Annotated in this window: 12 protein-coding genes and 1 pseudogene; 4 read left to right on the plus strand and 9 right to left on the minus strand. The window is 71.5% G+C overall.

Going from position 1 to position 17,751, the window contains the following annotated elements; translation table 11 throughout:
• From ABZT06_RS33615 to ABZT06_RS33640, 6 genes and pseudogenes are all read right to left on the minus strand, one after another.
• Positions 1–335, minus strand: a pseudogene (locus tag ABZT06_RS33615) (L-arabinose isomerase); the annotation flags it as partial.
• A 50-nt stretch (positions 336–385) separates the two neighbouring features.
• Complete coding sequence (gene araB / locus ABZT06_RS33620; protein ID WP_355749604.1) at positions 386–2,068, minus strand: ribulokinase; 1,683 nt, start codon at positions 2,066–2,068, stop codon at positions 386–388.
• A 103-nt stretch (positions 2,069–2,171) separates the two neighbouring features.
• Positions 2,172–3,191, minus strand: a complete 1,020-nt coding sequence (locus ABZT06_RS33625; protein ID WP_355749607.1) for an ABC transporter permease — start codon at positions 3,189–3,191, stop codon at positions 2,172–2,174.
• Positions 3,188–4,753, minus strand: a complete 1,566-nt coding sequence (locus ABZT06_RS33630) for a sugar ABC transporter ATP-binding protein (RefSeq protein WP_355749610.1) — start codon at positions 4,751–4,753, stop codon at positions 3,188–3,190. Before ABZT06_RS33630 ends, ABZT06_RS33625 begins: the two co-directional genes overlap by 4 nt.
• 2 nt (positions 4,754–4,755) lie before the next feature.
• Complete coding sequence (locus tag ABZT06_RS33635; protein ID WP_355749613.1) at positions 4,756–5,898, minus strand: substrate-binding domain-containing protein; 1,143 nt, start codon at positions 5,896–5,898, stop codon at positions 4,756–4,758.
• Between the two features lie 319 nt (positions 5,899–6,217).
• Positions 6,218–7,267 (minus strand): substrate-binding domain-containing protein, encoded by a 1,050-nt coding sequence (locus tag ABZT06_RS33640; RefSeq protein ID WP_355749616.1) that lies wholly within the window; start codon positions 7,265–7,267, stop codon positions 6,218–6,220.
• A 592-nt stretch (positions 7,268–7,859) separates the two neighbouring features.
• On the opposite strand from ABZT06_RS33640, the gene ABZT06_RS33645 reads away from it, so the two are divergent.
• Positions 7,860–9,356, plus strand: a complete 1,497-nt coding sequence (locus ABZT06_RS33645) for an arabinofuranosidase catalytic domain-containing protein (protein WP_355749619.1) — start codon at positions 7,860–7,862, stop codon at positions 9,354–9,356.
• A 154-nt stretch (positions 9,357–9,510) separates the two neighbouring features.
• Positions 9,511–12,129, plus strand: a complete 2,619-nt coding sequence (locus ABZT06_RS33650; RefSeq protein ID WP_355749621.1) for a LamG-like jellyroll fold domain-containing protein — start codon at positions 9,511–9,513, stop codon at positions 12,127–12,129.
• Between the two features lie 35 nt (positions 12,130–12,164).
• Here the strand turns inward: ABZT06_RS33650 and ABZT06_RS33655 are convergent, their stop codons facing one another.
• Positions 12,165–12,842 carry a uracil-DNA glycosylase gene (locus ABZT06_RS33655; protein WP_355749624.1) on the minus strand — a complete coding sequence of 226 codons (678 nt, stop codon included), beginning with the start codon at positions 12,840–12,842 and terminating at the stop codon, positions 12,165–12,167.
• A 128-nt stretch (positions 12,843–12,970) separates the two neighbouring features.
• Here ABZT06_RS33655 and ABZT06_RS33660 point away from each other — a divergent pair, with 128 nt between their 5' ends.
• Both ABZT06_RS33660 and ABZT06_RS33665 read left to right on the plus strand, forming a co-directional pair.
• Positions 12,971–13,963 (plus strand): BadF/BadG/BcrA/BcrD ATPase family protein, encoded by a 993-nt coding sequence (locus ABZT06_RS33660; RefSeq protein WP_355749627.1) that lies wholly within the window; start codon positions 12,971–12,973, stop codon positions 13,961–13,963.
• A gap of 95 nt (positions 13,964–14,058) precedes the next feature.
• Positions 14,059–14,982, plus strand: coding sequence for a hypothetical protein (locus tag ABZT06_RS33665; protein ID WP_355749630.1), 924 nt, complete (start codon positions 14,059–14,061; stop codon positions 14,980–14,982).
• A 77-nt stretch (positions 14,983–15,059) separates the two neighbouring features.
• On the opposite strand, the gene ABZT06_RS33670 is transcribed toward ABZT06_RS33665, so the two are convergent.
• A complete protein-coding gene (locus tag ABZT06_RS33670; RefSeq protein WP_355749633.1) occupies positions 15,060–16,091 on the minus strand; it encodes a lactonase family protein in 1,032 nt (343 codons plus the stop codon).
• Positions 16,092–16,203: 112 nt separating this feature from the next.
• Positions 16,204–17,715 carry an FUSC family protein gene (locus ABZT06_RS33675; protein WP_355749636.1) on the minus strand — a complete coding sequence of 504 codons (1,512 nt, stop codon included), beginning with the start codon at positions 17,713–17,715 and terminating at the stop codon, positions 16,204–16,206.
• Positions 17,716–17,751 lie beyond the last annotated feature (36 nt).

A 17,751-nucleotide genomic window follows, 5' to 3' on the forward strand; every position in this document is an offset into this window, starting at 1 on the left:
TTGTACTGGGTGTGCAGATGCAGCAGGGGCACGTCGAGGACGCTGAGTCCGGCGATCCACATCTTCGCCGGGGAGAAGGTGTGCATCCACACGATGACGCCGACACATGTGTCGGAGGCGGTGGCCTCCAGGCACAGGCGCCGGATCGACTCGGCGTCGGTGAGCACCGGCTTCCACACGATCCGCAGGGGGATCTGGGCCGCGGCGTCGAGCCGTTCGGCGATCTGCCGTGACTGGTGGGCGACCTGCTGCAGGGTGTCGTCGCCGTACAGGCCCTGGCTGCCGGTCAGAAACCAGATCTCCTGGCCGGTCGACGGCCCTTCGGGTGCGGTCATGACGGGTTCCTTTCGAGTGGAGCGGCTTGCGTCAGGAAGGGGCGGATCGCTCAGGCGGACGCCTCGGCGCGGATACCGCGCAGGCGGTGCATGACGTCGTTGGTGCCGCGGCCGAAGTAGTCGTGCAGGAGCCGGTATTCGGCGTACAGGCGGTCGTAGGCCGCGGCGCGTTCCGGGTCCGGGTGGTACACGCCCCGGTCTGCCTTGCCCATGGCCCGCGCGGAGGCCTGGATGTCGGGGTACGCCCCGGCCGCTACCGCCGCGTGCATGGCCGCGCCGAGAGCGGGCCCCTGTGCGGAGCCGATGATGCTCAGCGGGCGGCGGGTGACGTCGGCGTAGATCTGCATGAGCAGGGCGTTCTTCATCAGACCGCCCGCGATGATCAGTTCGTCGACCGGTACCCCGGACGCCTCGAAGGCCTCGATGATGGTCCGGGTGCCGAATGCGGTGGCCTCCAGAAGCGCGCGGTAGACGTCCTCCGGCCGGGTCGAGAGGGTCAATCCGACGACCACACCGCTCAGTTCGTGGTCGACCAGCACCGAGCGGTTGCCGCTGTGCCAGTCCAGGGCGATCAGGCCGTGCTCGCCCACCTTCTGCCTGGCCGCGAGCGCGGTCAGGTGCTCGTGTGCGTCGCGGCTGAGGGCGGCGGCCTCTTCGGCGTACGAGGCGGGGAACCCGTTGCGCACGAACCAGCCGAAAATGTCGCCGACGCCGCTCTGCCCGGCCTCGTAGCCCCACAGGCCCGGCAGGATGCCGCCGTCGACGACACCGCACATGCCGGGCACCGTGCCCTGCTGGTCGGAGCTCATCACATGGCAGGTCGAGGTACCCATGATGGCCACCATCTGCCCCGGCTCCACCGCACCGGCGGCGGGCGCGGTGACATGCGCGTCGACGTTGCCCACGCACACCGCGATGCCTTCCGGCAGTCCCGTCCAGGCCGCGGCCTCGGCCGTCAAGTGCCCGGCCTTCGCGCCCAGCGCACCGATCGGGTGCTCCAGTTTCTCCGTCACGAAGTCGGCGAAGCCGGGGGCGAGCGCTTCCAGGTAGGCCCGGGAGGGGTAGGCGCCGTCCTGGTACTGGCCCTTGTATCCGGCGGTGCAGGCGTTGCGCAGATACGTGCCGCAGAGCTGCCACACGATCCAGTCCGCCGCCTCCACCCACCGCTCCATGCGGCCGTAGACCTCCGGGTCCTCCTCCAGGACCTGGAGCGCCTTGGCGAACTCCCACTCCGAGGAGATCTTCCCGCCGTACCGCTGGAGCCACGGCTCCTTGCGTTCGGCGGCCAGCGTGGTGATGCGGTCGGCCTGGGCCTGGGCGGCGTGGTGGCGCCACAGCTTGACGTAGGCGTGCGGACGGGCGGTGTACTCGGGCAGTTCGCACAGGGGCGTACCGTCGGCGAACACCGGCAGCACCGTGCAGGCGGTGAAGTCGGTGCCGATGCCGATGACCTGCTCGGGCGCCACTCCGGCCGCTGCCAGCGCCGCCGGCACCGCGTGACGCATCACGCCGACGTAGTCCGACGGCACCTGCAGGGCCCAGTCCGGGGGCAGCCGGGTGCCGTCCGGCAGCTCCCGGTCCAGGACCGCGTGCGGGTAGACGTGCTCCGCCGACGCGAGTTCCGCGCCGTCGCGGACCCGGACCACCACGGTACGGCCGGACAGCGTCCCGAAGTCGACTCCTACGACGCACGGTTCCGGGTTCCCGGCCGGCCCGTCTCCGACGTTCACCATCTGTCTCCTTCACACAGGGGTGTTCGACATGCCGATCACCGTTCGGTCTCCTGGGGACAACGAGCCGGCGGCCGCGCCCGGTTCGGTGAAGTCGGCCGAGGTGCTAAGCCCGGCTCCTGCCGAAGTAGCGGGCGCGCGCCCGGTCGAGCAGGATGGCGACGCCGAGGACCGCTCCCTGCACCACCTGCTGGTCGTACGGGCTCACCTTGAGGGCGAGCAGACCGTTGGTGATGAACTCCAGCAGGATCGCGCCGGCCGCGATGCCGGCGATACGGCCCTCGCCGCCGGAGAGCGACATCCCGCCGACCACCGCGGCGGCGATCGCGGTCAGTTCCCAGCCCGCGCCGACCGAGGGGTCGGCCACGTTCATACGGCCGATCACCAGGATGCCGACCACACCGGCGAGGGCGGCGCTGGCGACGTAGGTGGAGGTGATCCGGCGGCCGGTCGGGATGCCCGCGAGCCGGGCGGCCTCCTTGTTGCCGCCGACCGCGTAGATCTGCCGGCCCACGTAGGTGCGCTCCAGCACGAACCAGGCGACGACGGCCGCGCCCACGAAGAACAGTGCGGGGACCGGCACTTCACCGACGTAGTACTGGCTCAGGCTGCTGAACAGCGGGTCGAGGTTGTTGATGGGCGAGCCGCTGGTGATCGCGAGCGCCGTGCCCTGCGCGACGGTGTAGGTGACCAGGGTGATCACGAACGGCGGCACGTTCAGGCGGGTGACCATGACGCCGTGCCAGAGTCCGACGACGGCGGTGATCACCAGCGTGAGCAGGATCGCGACGGGCGCGGGCAGACCCTCGTTGACGTTCATCCAGCCGGCCAGGATGCCGGCCAGACCGGCCAGCGCGCCCACGGACAGGTCGATGCCGCCGGTCAGGATGACCAGGGATTCGCCGATCGCGAGGATGCCGACCTGGGAGAGGTCGCGGCCCATGACCTGGAGGTTGCCCACCGCCGTGTAGGTCTCCGCGTTGGCGGCGATCGACACGAACACCACCACGCAGGCGATGATCACGCCGGCCTCCGGGGAGGCGGCGAGTCTGCGGGCGAGGGTCTTCAGGGCCGAACGGGACGGCGGCGCGACCTCGTTCGGGACGAGCGTGCTCTGCGCGCTCATGCTGTGGCTCCGTTCGTCACTGGGTGTGTCTCAAGAGGAGCGGTGCCGGCCGCGGCCGTCATGATCCGTTCCTTGGTGGCGTCGGCCCGGTCGATGACCGTGACCACCCGCCCGTGGTTCATCACCGCGACGCGGTGGCAGATCCACAGCAGTTCCTCCAGTTCGGAGGAGGCGACGACCAGCGCCATGCCCTGCTCGGCCGCCCGGTCGATCAGCTTGTAGATCTCCGCCTTCGCGCCGACGTCCACACCGCGGGTCGGCTCGTCGAGCAGCAGCAGTCGCGGTTCGGCGGCGAACGCCCGGCCGAAGATGGCCCGTTGCTGGTTGCCGCCGGACAGCGAGCCGATCGGCTGCTCCACCGACTGCATGCGCACGTTGACGTTCTCGGTGATCCTGCGTGCCTCGACGCGTTCCCGGCCCGGCCCGAGCAGGCCGCGGTTGCTGATCCGCTTGAGCACCGAGACGACCACGTTGGCCCTGATCGAGGCAAACAGCACGAGTGACTGTTCCTTGCGGTCCTCGGGGATCAGCGCGATCCCGGCCGCCACGCCGTCACCGGCGCCACGCGGCTGGTAGGACTCGCCGCCCAGCCGCATCCTGCCCCCCGTGGCGGGCTGTGCGCCGGCGATCGTGTGGACCAGGCGGCTGCGGCCGGAGCCCATCAGCCCGGCCACGCCGAGGATCTCGCCCTCGCGTATCTCCAGGTCGACGGGTCCGAGACCGTCCGCGGTCAAGCCCTCGACCTGCAGCAGGACCGGGCTCGTCGCCGGCGGCGCCTTCGGCTCGCCCTGGGTGACCTCACCGCCGACCATCTCCCGGATCAGCCGTTCCTCGGTGGCCTCGGCCGGTTCCAGGTCGGCCACCAGCCTGCCGTTGCGCAGCACCAGAACGCGGTCGCTGATGTCACGCACCTCGTCCAGACGGTGCCCGATGAACAGCACCGTGCCGCCGCGTTCGGCCAGTTGGCGGGCCAGGCCCAGCACCATCTCGGCCTCGACGGGCCCCAGGGAGGAGGTCGGCTCGTCCAGGATCAGCAGCTTGGGTTCGCGGCCCCAGGCCTTCGCGATCTCGATCATCTGGCGGGTCGGCACCGGAAGGGTGCGCACCTCCCGGCCCACCGCTATGGTCTCGGCGGACAGGCCGATCTCCGCCAGCATCGCCTCGGCCTCGGCCCGCTGCGCCGCACGGTCCACCAGGAACCGGCGCCTCGACTCGCGGGGGCGGCGGCCGAGGAGCAGGTTCTCGGCCACCGAAAGCTGGCCGACCAGCGGGAACTCCTGGGAGACCATGGCCACACCGAGCTGACCCGCCGCCTCGGTCGACCCCGCGACCAGGGGCTCCCCGCCGATCAGGATCTCGCCGCCGTCCCGGTGGACCGACCCGGCCAGGGTGCCCATCAGCGTGGACTTCCCGGCACCGTTCTCGCCGACCACGCCGACCACCTGCCCTGCGTACAGGTCGAGTTCCGGCAGGTCCAGGACGCGTACGGGGCCGTACGACTTGTGGACTCCCCGCAGCCGAGCGGTGACCGCGCGGCCCGGGGCGTTCTCCGTGGCCGTCATGCTCAGCCGATCCCGAGCTGAGACTCGAGGGACTGGTAGGCGCTCAGGTCGGACTTGGTGACCAGGCCGACGCCGGAGCTCAGGGTCGAACCGTCCTTCTCCAGGTAGGGCTTGACGAGTGCCATCGTCTTGTCCTTGCCGAGCACCTTCTCCGCGGCCAGGATGTACGCCCCGGTGTAGCCCTGCTGGTACGGCATCTGCACGACGGTCCCGGAGATCACGCCGGACTTGATGAACTTCAGCGTCTGGGCGTCGGAGTCGTCGGAGACGATGTGCACCGAGGCCGTCTTGCCCGCCGAGGTGACGGCCTGGGCCAGCGCGGGGCCGTCGTAGGAGTAGACGCCGTAGAGGCCGTTGACGTCCGGGTTGTTCGCGAGGATGGTCTCCGCGTCCGAAGTCGCCGTACTGGCCTGGAGGTTGTCGTTGACCTTCTGGGCGACCGTGATCTTGGTGCCCTTGAGTGCGTCCTCGAAGCCCTGGATGCGCTGGGTGGCGTTGGACGCGGTGAGCGAGCCGACCAGGATGGCCACCTTGCCCTTGCCGCCGAGGACCTGCTTCATCGCGGTACCCGCCTGGAACCCGGCGGTGTAGTTGGGGGTGCCCAGGTAGAGGGAGGCGGCGTCGGTGCCCGGCAGCGGCGAGTCGATCGCCAGGACGCCGATGCCCTTCTGGACGTCGGTGTGGATGGTGCCCGCGGCGGAGGTCGGGTCGATCGCCGAGATCGAGTAGCCGGTGACGCCCTGTGAACGCAGCGTCTCCAGCTCCGAGTTCTGCTCGGTCAGCTTGCCGTTCGGCGGGGCGAAGTAGGTGCACTTGCCCTTCGGGATGCCGAGGTCGGAGCAGCCCTTGAGGAAGCCCACCTGACCGGCCTTCCAGTAGTCGGCGGCCACGTTCACGACCATCGCGATGTCCACCTTGGACAGGTCCTTGCCGGCCAGCGCGGACTTCAGTGCCGCGTCGAGCTTGGCGAGACTCGTCTGGTTGAAGGTGACCGAACCGGCCAGCGCGACCGGGGCGGCGGCCTTCGTACCGGACGAGCCAGCGGCGTCGGAGCCGCCCGGGTTCTTCGAGCAGCCGGCGGCGGTGAGGGAGAGGAGCACGGCGGTCGCGACGGCTATGGTGCGGGACCTTCTGGTACGGGTCATAAGTGATCAACGCCCTTCTGAGTGGGTCGATTTGATGGGTCCGGGAGGCTGGGAGCGCATGCCTGCGCAGGGGAAGCGGGCACAGGTGCGAGTGCGGGTTGCTGGAAAGCGGTACGTCGCGAAGGGCGTCGGCGTCGCCCGGCGGGGGCTCATCGTCGTGAGCGCGGGCGAGGGCGCGGGAATGCCTGACGGCAGGTCAGGACGGTGGAGGCGCCGACCGCTCGGAGCGGTGGGCGGGAGTCGAGCCACGTGCGTCACGCGGCTCACAACAGGCCTTACCGGTCCCGGCGTTCGGGACCCGCGTACTACCGGGCGTCTGTCATGTCGGGCTTTCCGTTCGGTGTGGCGGGCGGGTCGCCGAGGTCCGCACCACAAGGCTGGGCGGTATCACGATGTGCGGTCTGTCGCCGGACGCCGGGATCCCGGCGTCCGGGTCACCGACGATCTCGACCAGCGCGCGCAGGGCACGTCGGCCGAGTTCGTCGAAGTCCTGGCGGACGGTGGTCAGCGACGGGCCGAAGTACTCGGTCTCCGGCATGTCGTCGAAACCGACGACGCTGATGTCCTCCGGCACCCGGCGCCCGGCCTGTTGCAGGGCCCGCAGCAGGCCGAGGGCCATGTGGTCGTTGGCACAGAACACCGCGGTGACCTCGCGGTCGGCGGCGATCCGTTGGCCGTGCTCGTAACCGGTACGTGCCGTCCAGTCGGCGCCGGCCAGCGCCTCGGGCACGGGAGCGTCCCGCTTCTCCAGGGCGCCGCGCCAGCCGGCCTCGCGTTCCTGCGCGTCGAGCCAGGAACGCGGCCCGACCAGGTGGTGCACCGTGCGATGGCCGAGGTCGAGCAGGTAGGAGGTGGCGAGTTCGGCGCCCGCCTCGTTGTCCACGGCGACCGAGGCCAGCGCGGTGTGGGTGCCGCAGCCCACCGCGACCAGGGGGACGTCCGGCGGCACGTTCGCCAGTGCGCCCACCGCGGCGGTCTGCGGCGCGATGACGATGATGCCCTCCACGCCCTGGTCGCGCAGCCGGTCGACGGCGTCCAGTACCGAACGCCGGTCGAGTGTGCCGACCGCGGCCACAGTGACGAAGTACTCGTGCTGTCGGGCCGCCTGCTCGATGCCGTAGAGCATGCAAGCGGGGCCGTACAGCGTGGTGTTGAAGCTGATCACACCCAGGGTGCGGGTGCGGCGCGTGGCCAGGGTGCGGGCGGCGGCGTTGGGCCGGTAGCCGAGTTCGCGGACGGCTGCGAGCACCCGCTCCCGGGTGGTGGCCCGCACGTTGGGGTGGTCGTGGAGGACCCGTGAGACGGTCTGGTGCGAGACACCCGCGATCCGGGCCACGTCCGCCATCACCGGTGCGCGATCCCCGTCCATGCTCCGCCTCCTCACGCGCCGTCACGTTTTCCGGTCGGTTACTTCTCCGGTGGGAGGAGCAGGCCGTGCCGAATTGTTAGCGCACACAATCCGCGGGGGTCAAGGTCGGCCCGACCCCTCCCATTCGTGTCTTTGCGACCCCTATTCCTTTAGCCGCAACCTTTCTGACCTGCCGTTACCACCCCCCTCAAGATCACCTCGGGCATGGTCGCCCACCCAGGTAAACAGACTGCACAGGTTTTGTTTCCGCACTCTTGACTGTTCGACGGTGTTGACCCGCTATTCATACGGCCGTAAAAAGACGGGGCGCGGAACCGGTCGTTCCTTCGCCGGCCACGCGAGCACGGCACTCGCACAGGTCGCGAGGCCGTCTCGATTCACCGCTCTGACCTGCCGTGATGCTCTGAGCGACACCGAACGGCCAACGCAGCGCGCAGTCCGGCTTCTCCCCCCACCGCTCTTCCCGTGCCGCTCCACCGAGTGACGACACCCGAGGGTTCGCATTGTTAGCGCCCACATCGGGTCTCCCGGAGCCTGCGGCACCGGACGAGAGAAGCACCAACGACGGAAGAGGTTCACAGTGAAAGCTCGAGTGACAGGCCGGCGCCTGAGAGGGCTCCTGCTGACCGTGGGCGCGGTTCTCACCCTGGTCGGGGGGATCCTCGCCGGGGTCGTAGGCGTCGCGGGCACGGCCCAGGCAGCTTCGTCCCTGCCCTGCGACATCTACGCCTCCGCGGGGACACCGTGCGCCGCGGCGCACAGCACCACGCGGGCCCTGTACGCCTCCTACAGCGGCTCCCTCTACCAGGTCAAGCGCGCTTCGGACGGCGCGACCACCAACATCGGCGTCCTCAGCACCGGCGGCTATGCCAACGCCGCGGCGCAGGACTCCTTCTGCTCCGGCACGACCTGTGTCATCACCAAGATCTACGACCAGAGTGCGCACCACAACGACCTGACCATCGAGGGGCCGGGCGGCAACGGCGGCCAGGACGTCGGCGCGATCGCCGACGCCCTGCCGGTCACGGTCGGCGGCCACGCGGCGTACGGCGTGTTCGTCTCCGCCGGCGTCGGCTACCGCGACAACAGCACCACCGGCATCGCCACCGGCAGCTCCCCCGAGGGCGCGTACATGGTGACCAGCGGCCACCACGTCAACAACCGTTGCTGCTTCGACTACGGCAACGCGGAGACGTCCGGCAACGACACCGGTAACGGCCACATGGACGCGATCAACTTCGGTACGGAGTGCTGGTTCTCGTGCTCCGGCGCCGGATCGGGCCCCTGGGTCGAGGCCGACCTGGAGAACGGGCTGTTCTTCGGAGGGAACGGAGCCAACTCGAACAACAAGGGCAACTCCAGTGAGTTCGTCACCGCCCTGGAGAAGAACAACGGGACGACGACCTACGCCATCAAGGGGGGCAACGCACAGTCGGGCTCGCTGACGACCTGGTACAACGGGGCCCTCCCCAACCTCGGCGGATACACCCCGATGCACCTGGAGGGCGCCATCGTCCTCGGCACCGGCGGTGACAACAGCAACGGGTCCGACGGCTCCTTCTTCGAGGGCGTCATGACCTCCGGTTACCCGACCGACGCCGCCGACAACGCCGTACAGGCCAACATCACCTCCGTCGGCTACACCACCCCGGCCGCGAGCTTCCCCGTCGCAGGCACCGCCTACCGCCTGACCAACACCAACTCCGGCAAGGTCCTGGACGCGGTGAACTGCGGTACCGCCAACGGGACGTCCGTCGACATCTGGGCCTCGCTCGGCAACACCTGCCAGCAGTGGAAGTTCGCCAGCGCGGGCAACGGCCACTACACCATCAGCAACGTCAACAGCGGCACGGTCCTGGACGACAAGAACTGCACGCAGAGCAACGGCACGGCCGTCCAGCTGTGGGCCTCGCTCGGCAACACCTGCCAGCAGTGGGACGTCACCAGGGCCGGCAGCCACTACACCCTCACCAACGTCAACACCGGCATGGCGCTGGACGTGGCGAACTGCGGGACGGCCAACGGCACCGCGGTCCGCCAGTGGCAGCAGCTCGACAACACCTGCCAGCAGTGGAACATCGCCCCCTGACCGGATGACGGAGTCACCGCGGGCCCGTCGGCCCTCCCCTCCGAGGGGCCCGCGCCCGCTCCGCACCGCAGGCGGACTGACCCGCCTGCGCGAACACTCCCTCCCGGCCGTACGCCGATTCATCCGACGAACAGATGGACAGAGGAACTTCCGCATGCCCTCACAACCCGGACCGTCCCGCAGGACCGTCCTGACAGCCCTCGGTGCCGCCTCCCTGGCCGGGACCTTCGCCGCCTCCCCTCTCGCCTGGGCCGCCGAACGGTCCGGCACGACCGCGGGCGCCGCCGCAGTCGACCTCCCGGCCGCGGCCGCGCACTGGAGTTTCGACGAGGGCTCCGGTACCTCCGCCGCCGACTCGTCCGGCAACGCCCACACCGCCACGCTCCAGGGGGCGGCCGCCTGGGACAGCGGCAAGGTCGGCACCCACAGCCTGAGCCTCACGGCCGGCGGCAACGCCACCGCGTCCGGGCCCGTCGTCGACACGTCCAAGGCGTTCTCGGTGGCCGCCTGGGTCAACCTCAGCCGGCTGGGCGGCTACCAGACCGCCGTCAGCATCGACGGCAAGGTCGTCAGCGCCTTCTACCTGGGGCTGCGCGACGACACCGGCACCTTCGCCTTCGCCCGCCTCGACTCGGACGCCACCCAGGGCGCCGCCGTGGCGGCCGCCGCCTCGGCCCCCACGGCCGGCGCCTGGACCCACCTGACCGGCGTCAGCGACCCCTCGGCCGGTGTCACCCGCCTCTACGTCAACGGCGTACTGGAAGGGGAGACCGCGTACACCGCGGGCTGGGCCGGCACCGGCGACACCGCGATCGGCCGGGCGCTCTACGGCGGCGGGCAGGTCGACCAGTGGCACGGCCTGATCGACGACGTACAGCTGTTCCCGACCGCTCTCACCTCCGACCAGGTCGCCACGCTGGCCGGAGTACCGGTGGAGACCACGACACCGCTGCTGAGCGTGGACGTCGCCCACCCCGCACACGCCGTCTCCCCCATCCTTCCCGGCCTGATGTTCGAGGACATCAACCACTCCGGCGAGGGCGGCATCTACGCCGAACTGGTGCAGAACCGCTCGATGATGGCCGACGACACCGCGCCCGTGCACTGGTCCGCGGTAGGCGGGACGACCCTCGCGCTCGACACCACCACGCCCCTCAACGATGTCCTCAAACGTTCCCTCAAGGTCGTCCTGCCGAGCGGCACCGGCGCCGGGAGCCGGGCCGGGGTGGCCAACGACGGGTTCTGGGGCATACCCGTGCGCCCCCGGACCACGTACACCGCCCGGCTGTTCGCCAAGGCGTCACGCCGGATCGGCCCGCTCACGGTGGCCGTCGAGTCGGCGGACGGCGCGACGGTGTACGCCTCCGCACGGATCCCGCACATCGGTACGGCCTTCCCCGACCGCCCCTTCGAGCTGACCCTGCGCACCGGTTCGGGCGCTCCCGTCACCGGCGACGCGAGACTGACCGTCACCATCGCCGACCCCGCCGCGGCGGGCGAGACCCTGTGGCTGCAGCACGTGTCCCTCTTCCCGCCCACCTGGAACAACCGCGCCAACGGCCTGCGCGTCGACCTGATGGAGAAGCTGGTCGCACTCAAGCCGAAGTTCCTGCGCTTCCCCGGCGGCAACTTCCTGGAGGGCAACACCATCGCGACCCGCTTCAACTGGAAGAACACCATCGGCCCGGTGTGGGAGCGTCCCGGTCACATGGACGACGCGTGGGGCTACTGGTCCACGGACGGGCTCGGCCTCCTCGAATACCTGGAATGGGTCGAGGACATGCGCGCCCAGCCGGTCCTCGCCGTCTTCGCCGGCTACGCGCTGAAGGGCGAACACGTCACCGGCGACGCGCTCAAGCCGTACATTCAGGACGCCCTCGACGAGATCGAGTACGTCACTGGCCCGGTCACCAGCACCTGGGGCGCCCGGCGCGCGGCCGACGGCCATCCGAAGCCGTTCCCGCTGGAGTTCGTGGAGATCGGCAACGAGGACTGGTTCGACTCCTCCGGCTCCTACGACGAGCGGTTCGCGGCGTTCCACGACGCCATCAAGGCGAAGTACCCGCAGCTGAAGCTGATCGCCTCGACGTCGGTGACGAGCCGCACACCGGACCTGATCGACGAGCACTACTACCTCGCGCCGTCCGCCGCGCAGGCCGCCACCCACAAGTACGACAACAGGGACCGCAGTTCGACGAAGGTCTTCGTCGGTGAATGGGCCGCACAGGAGGGCCGCCCCACCCCCGACCTCAACGCCGCGCTGGGCGACGCCGCCTGGCTGGCCGGCCTGATCCGCAACTCGGACCAGGTCCTCATGGAGTGCTACGCGCCGCTCTTCTCCCACGTCAAGAACAACGTCTGGGCGACCAACCTCATCGCCTACGACAACCTGACCAGCTATGTGTCACCCAGTTACTGGGCGCAGCAGATGCTGACGAGCAGACTGGGCGACACGGTACTGCCGGCCACCGCACGCGCCCTGCCCGGCCTCGCCACCGTGGCCACCCGCGCCGGGAACCGCCTCTACGTCGCCGTCGTCAACTCCGGGACGGAGAAGGTGAGTGTGCCGGTCGAACTGAAGGGCCTGGCCAAGGGAGTCCGGAGGAACGCCACCGCCACCGTCCTGACCGGCCCCTCGCGCACCGCCACGAACACGCTCACCGACCCGGCCGCACTCGTGCCCAGCACGAGCACCGTCACCGGGGCCGCGGCGGCCTTCACCAGCACCGTGCCGCCGCTGTCCGTCACCGTGCTGGAGCTCGTCCTGACGTGACAGGAGGAGTGAGGCGGAGGGACGACGGCGGCGTTCTACGGCAGTTGCCAGTTCACCGGCTGCGCCCCCTGGCCGACCAGCAGGTCGTTGGCACGGCTGAACGGGCGCGAGCCGAAGAAGCCGCGGTCCGCCGACATCGGTGAGGGATGAGCCGACTCGATCGCAGGGAGGTCGCCGAGCAGGGGGCGGAGGTTACGGGCGTCACGCCCCCACAGGATCGACACCAGCGGCTTCCCGCGCGCCGCCAACGCCCGGATGGCCTGCTCGGTGACTTCCTCCCAGCCCTGCCCGCGGTGCGCGCCGGGCTTGCGCGGGGCCGTCGTCAGCGCCCTGTTGAGCAGCAGCACGCCCTGCTCGGTCCACGGCGTCAGGTCGCCGTTCGACGGCCTGGGCAGCCCGAGGTCGGAAGTCATCTCCCGGAAGATGTTCTCCAGGCTCCCCGGCAGGGAGCGCACCTCGGGCGCCACCGCGAAGCTCAGCCCGATCGCCATTCCCGGGGTGGGGTAGGGGTCCTGGCCCACGATCAGGACGCGGACGTCGTCGAAGGGCTGCTGGAAGGCTCTCAGGACGTTGGCCCCGGCCGGCAGATAGGTCCGGCCCGCCGCTATCTCCGCCCGGAGGAAGTCCCCCATGCCCGCGATACGTTCGGCCACGGGTTCGAGAGCCTTCGCCCAGCCTGCTTCGACAAGTTCATACAAGGGTCGTGGTGCCACGGCGCGTCACTCTACTGGCACCCACCGACACCCCGCATACCCAGGGAAGCCTCCACACCCGGGCCCTCCGCGGGAGCTACCCTTCCTCCGCACCGAGCTCTTCGACGGAAGGAAGGGGAGCCTCCCACATGGCGGCCGACCGCGGTTGCGGGGACGGGTTCCTCGCCGTCGACTCCGGTGGCTCCGGTCTGCGGGCCGTCGTCGGCACCCCCGGCCGGGGGACCACGGCCCCCCGGGAGTCGCGCGTCCCGGTCCGGACCGGTCCGCGCGGCATCGATCCGGGACATCTGATGGAGCAACTGGTGCCCATGGTCCGGGCCTTGCTGCCCGAGGCGGGCGTGAGCGGGCTCGGCACCGCTGTCGTCGGGGCGGCCGGTCTCGCGTCCCTGGGCGACGCCTTGCGGGCCGAGCTTCCCGCCGCGCTGGAGCGGGAGTTCGGGGTCCGGACCGTCGCGCTCGTCGCCGACGCGGTGACCGCGTACACCGGCGCCCTGGGACCGCGCCCGGGTGCGGTCGTCGCCGCCGGTACCGGTCTCGTCGCGATCGGCACCGACCTCAAGTCCTGGCGTCGGGCGGACGGCTGGGGTCATCTGCTGGGCGACTCGGGTGGCGGCGCGTGGATCGGGCGGGCCGGCCTCGAGGCCGCCCTGCGTGCCCACGACGGGCGGGCCGGGGGCTCGGCGGCGCTGCTGGCGCGGGCCGAGGAGTCGTTCGGGCCGGCGCGGGAACTGCCCGGCCGGCTCTACCCGCGCACGGACCGCCCCGCCGTACTCGCCTCCTTCGCACCCCAGGTCGCGGCGGCCTGCTCCGACGGCGACCCGGTGGCCGGGAGGATCCTGCGCGAGGCGGCCCGGCACATGGCCGAGTCGGTGGCCGCGGTCTGTCCGGCGGAGGACGGGACGCATGTCGGCCTCACCGGTGGCTTGTTCAGGATGGGTGCCGCCCTCGTCGTACCCCTGGAGGAGGAGCTGGAGCGACTGCTGCCGTACGCGCGGCGGGTCCCGGCGGCGGCCGGGCCACTGGAGGGATCGGTACAGATCGCCACAGAACTGGCGCGGGGTTCGCTCACCCTGCCGCTCGACGAGGCGATGTTGTACGTGGTGACCCCAAAGAGGGGCTGAACCGGACGTAACTCATCAGACAAAACCGGACGGATACCGCTCACCTGCACCCTCCCCGAACAGGGAAGCCCAGGAAGCCAGTAACATGCGTCGCCATGAGCTCCCCCACTGGGCCCGCGTCCGGCCTGCCAGTACGAATGCCGCGACCTCGCCAGCCCGGGCGGCACCGCCGACCCGAGCCCCTGGCGGCTCCCGAGGGCGCGCCCGCGCTCGTCCTCGCGGTGCCGGGCACGCCAGGCGCTGCCACGCGCGGCCTCGCCGAGGAGGTCGTGAGCATCGCCCGCTCCGAGCTGCCCGGCCTCGACGCGCGGATCGGCTACCTGGACGGGGACGACTCGGAGTTCCCCACACTCCAGGCCGTGCTGGTCCACGCCGCCGACGAGCGCACCGCCCGTTACGAGCAGGCCAAGGCCGCCGGGGTGGACGTCAAGGAGCCCGAGGGCCCCGTCGCCGTCGTGGTGCCGCTGCTCGCCGGGCCGGACAGCTCGCTGCTGCGCCGGATCCGCCAGGCCGTGATGGACAGCCGGATCGCGGCCGACCTCACCGATGTGCTGGGCCCGCACCCGCTGCTCGCCGAGGCGCTGCACGTGCGTCTGTCGGAGGCCGGGCTGGCCCGCGCCGACCGCGCGCGCCTGTTCGCCGTGACGACCGCCGCGGACGGCATCATCCTGGGCGCGGTGGGCGGCGAGGAGGCCGTGCAGGCGGCCGGGATCACCGGCATGCTGCTCGCCGCGCGCCTCGCCGTGCCGGTGATGGCGGCGGCGCTCGACCAGGACGGTTCGATCGCGTCCATCGCCGATCAGCTGCGGTCCTCCGGTTCGCAGCAGCTGGCGCTGGCGCCGTACCTGATAGGGCCGGAGATCGACCCCGCCGTGATCGAGGAGGCCGCCAAGGAGGCCGGCTGCTCCGCCGCCGAGCCGCTCGGCCCCTACCCGGCGATCGGCAAGCTCGTCCTCGCCAAGTACACGACCGCGCTGGGCATCGCCCCGCAGCAGGCACAGGGCGCCCCGGTGCGCTGAGCACGCCGCGCGACCGCGACATCGAAAGGGCCCGCTCCATCCCTCGGAGCGGGCCCTTCGGCGTGCGGGGTCCGGGATCAGTCGAAGACCACGCAGGACGCGGCCGGTACCTCGACCGAGCCCTCATACCGGGGCAGGCCGGTCGCCGGGTCCACGGCGAACCAGGTCACCTCGCCGGAGCGTTCGTTCGCCACGTACAGGAAGCCGCCGGACTCCGCGAGGGCGCGGGGCCAGCGTCCGCCGCAGATGACGGTGCCGACCAGGCGCAGGGCGTCGCCCTCGACGGCGAACGTGGACAGGACGTCCTCGCCCCGGGTGGCGGTCCACACGAAGCGGCCGTCGGGGGACGTGACGACACCTGACGGGTACGCGTCGCCCGAAGGGGCGCCCGACAGCACGGGGACCTCGCTCAGGGGCTTCAGCGAGCCCTCCTCGGCGTCCCAGCGGCACACGGTGAGGGTCGGGCTGAGCTCGTTGAGGACGTAGGCACGGGTGCCGTCGGGGTGGAAGGCCAGGTGGCGCGGGCCCGAGCCGGGGCGCAGGGCGATCTCGCGGTGTACCTCCAGCACCCCGTCCGTCAGGGTGCACACCCGCACGGAGTCCGTGCCGAGGTCGACGCTGACGATCCACCGCCCGCTCGGGTCGGGCTGCACCTGGTGGGCGTGCGGGCCCTGCTGGCGGGACGGGTGCGGGCCCCCTCCGGTGTGCCGGAGCACGCCGGAGGGGGCGGCCTCGAGGGAGCCGTCGGCGCGCAACGGCAGGGTGGTGACGCTGCCGGAGCCGTAGTTGGCGGTCAGGACGTGTCCGGCGTGCACGGAGAGGTGTGTGGGCCCGTTCCCGTCCACCGCCACCGGCGGGCCGGCCGGCTGGGGCCGGTCGCCGGTCACCCGGTACGCCGCCACCGCGCCCTCGGCCGTCTCACTGACCGCGTACAGCACGTCCCTGCCGGCCGACAGGGCCAGATAGGACGGATCAGGTACGCCGTTCAGACCGCTCAGCACCTTCAGCGCGCCCGTGTCCGGGGTCACCGCCACCGTCACGATGCCGGGGCCTCCCGCCGCCGTGAACGATCCGATCCAGGCCCGTCGCCGCCCGCCGCCGTCTGCCACGTCGTCCCCTCTCGGTCTGTGCCGTTCGGGGCGACGGTAGCAGTCGATCAGTACCGGTCTAGACCAACCTCGGTGAAATTCACCGGGCCGACACGGGCAGGGCGACGCGGGTTCAGGCTCCCAGCAGCGGCGAGCCGGTCACCGTCCGCAGCGGCGACCCGGTCGGTGTCCGCAGGGGCGCCGCCAGCTCCGCGAGCGCCCGCTCCAGTCCGTGCAGATGGGCCAGTGCGGGTTCCTCGGCGAGCGGGCGGTCCGTCACCGGGAACTCCCTGCCGTCCGTGAGCGCCTCCACGGCGGCCTCGACCCGGCGGCACGCGGTGGTCAGGCGGGTGTCGTGCGAGGCCTCGGGGTCGGCGGCGACGGCGACCAGGCCCCGGATCTCCCGGGCGCAGTCGTCGAGGAGGGCGAGGACACGGCGGGCGCGCCGCTTGCGGCCCCGCACGGGGTGGAGGGGGTGGACGAGCGGGGCCACCGAAAGGCGGACCCGGCAGAGCAGTTGCTCCAGTTCCGCCACGCGGGCGCCCGGGTCGGCGCCCGGCACTCCCGCGAGGCGGGCCGCGGCCTCGGCGGTGCAGGCGTGGACGCAGCGCAGGGCGCGCTGGATCCAGGCGTCGGTGACGCTGTGGGTGGTGATCGGCAGGACGAACAGCACCGCCAGGACCGCCCCGACCGCGCCCACACCGGTCTCCGCGAGCCGCAGCGCCAGCAGGCCGGGGTCCAGCACGCCGAGGAGGCCGTAGAGGAGTTCGGCGAGCAGGGTGACCCAGAGCATCATCCACGTGTACGAGACGGCGGCCGTGTAGAAGATGCCGAAGACGCAGACGGCGACCAGCACGGCGGTGGGCGCCGGAGCCCCGTGCAGCGGTACGGCGACGAACAGGCCGAGGCCGATGCCGATCACCGTGCCGAGGACCCGGCGGAAGCCGCGCACCAGGGTCTCGCCGCGCGAGGTGGTGTTCACGAAGATCCACCAGGTGGCGCCGACGGCCCAGTACCAGCGCTGACCGGAGACCAGCTGGCCGACGACGAGGGCGAAGCCCGCCCCGGCCATCGCCTGGACCGCCTGCCGGGTGGTCGCACGGGCGAGGCCGGTGCCCGCGGGCGGGGCGGGCACGGGAGCCGGGGGCAGTCGGCGCTCGTAGCACCACAGGCCGAAGCGGACCGCGGCGGCGGTGAGCACGGCCAGCAGGACGGCGGCGTAGAGCCTGGGCAGCCGGTCGCTGGTCGCGTGCAGGAACTGCGCCACGAAGAAGGTCATGAACGCGAAGACACCGAGGCTGTGCCCGCGCGGGCCCCAGCGCCGCGCGTACCCGCCCGCGCCGACCACGGCGAGGAAGGTGAGGTCGCGGGCGACGGGGTGGTCGTGGAGCCCGGCCGCGAGGGTGAGGACCGGGAGGCCGACGACGGGCAGCAGGGCGGTGGTGAACGCCTGCCCCCGGACGGTGGCGTCCGTGACGGTGAACAGGGCGAGCAGCGCGGCGAGGCCGCCGGTGACGGCACCGGCGAGCGAGTGGCCCGCGAGGCCGCACACCACGACGGCGAGGCCGATGCCGAGCACCGCCCGCGCGGCGAAGCGCAGCCGGACCCGGCCCGGGTCCGGCGCCACGAACATCCTCTTCAGCACGTACCGCCCCCTGCAAACCTCGTGTACCGGGTGCAC

The sequence above is a fragment of the Streptomyces sp. NPDC005483 genome, assembly GCF_040606035.1.
Taxonomy (GTDB): Bacteria; Actinomycetota; Actinomycetes; order Streptomycetales; family Streptomycetaceae; genus Streptomyces.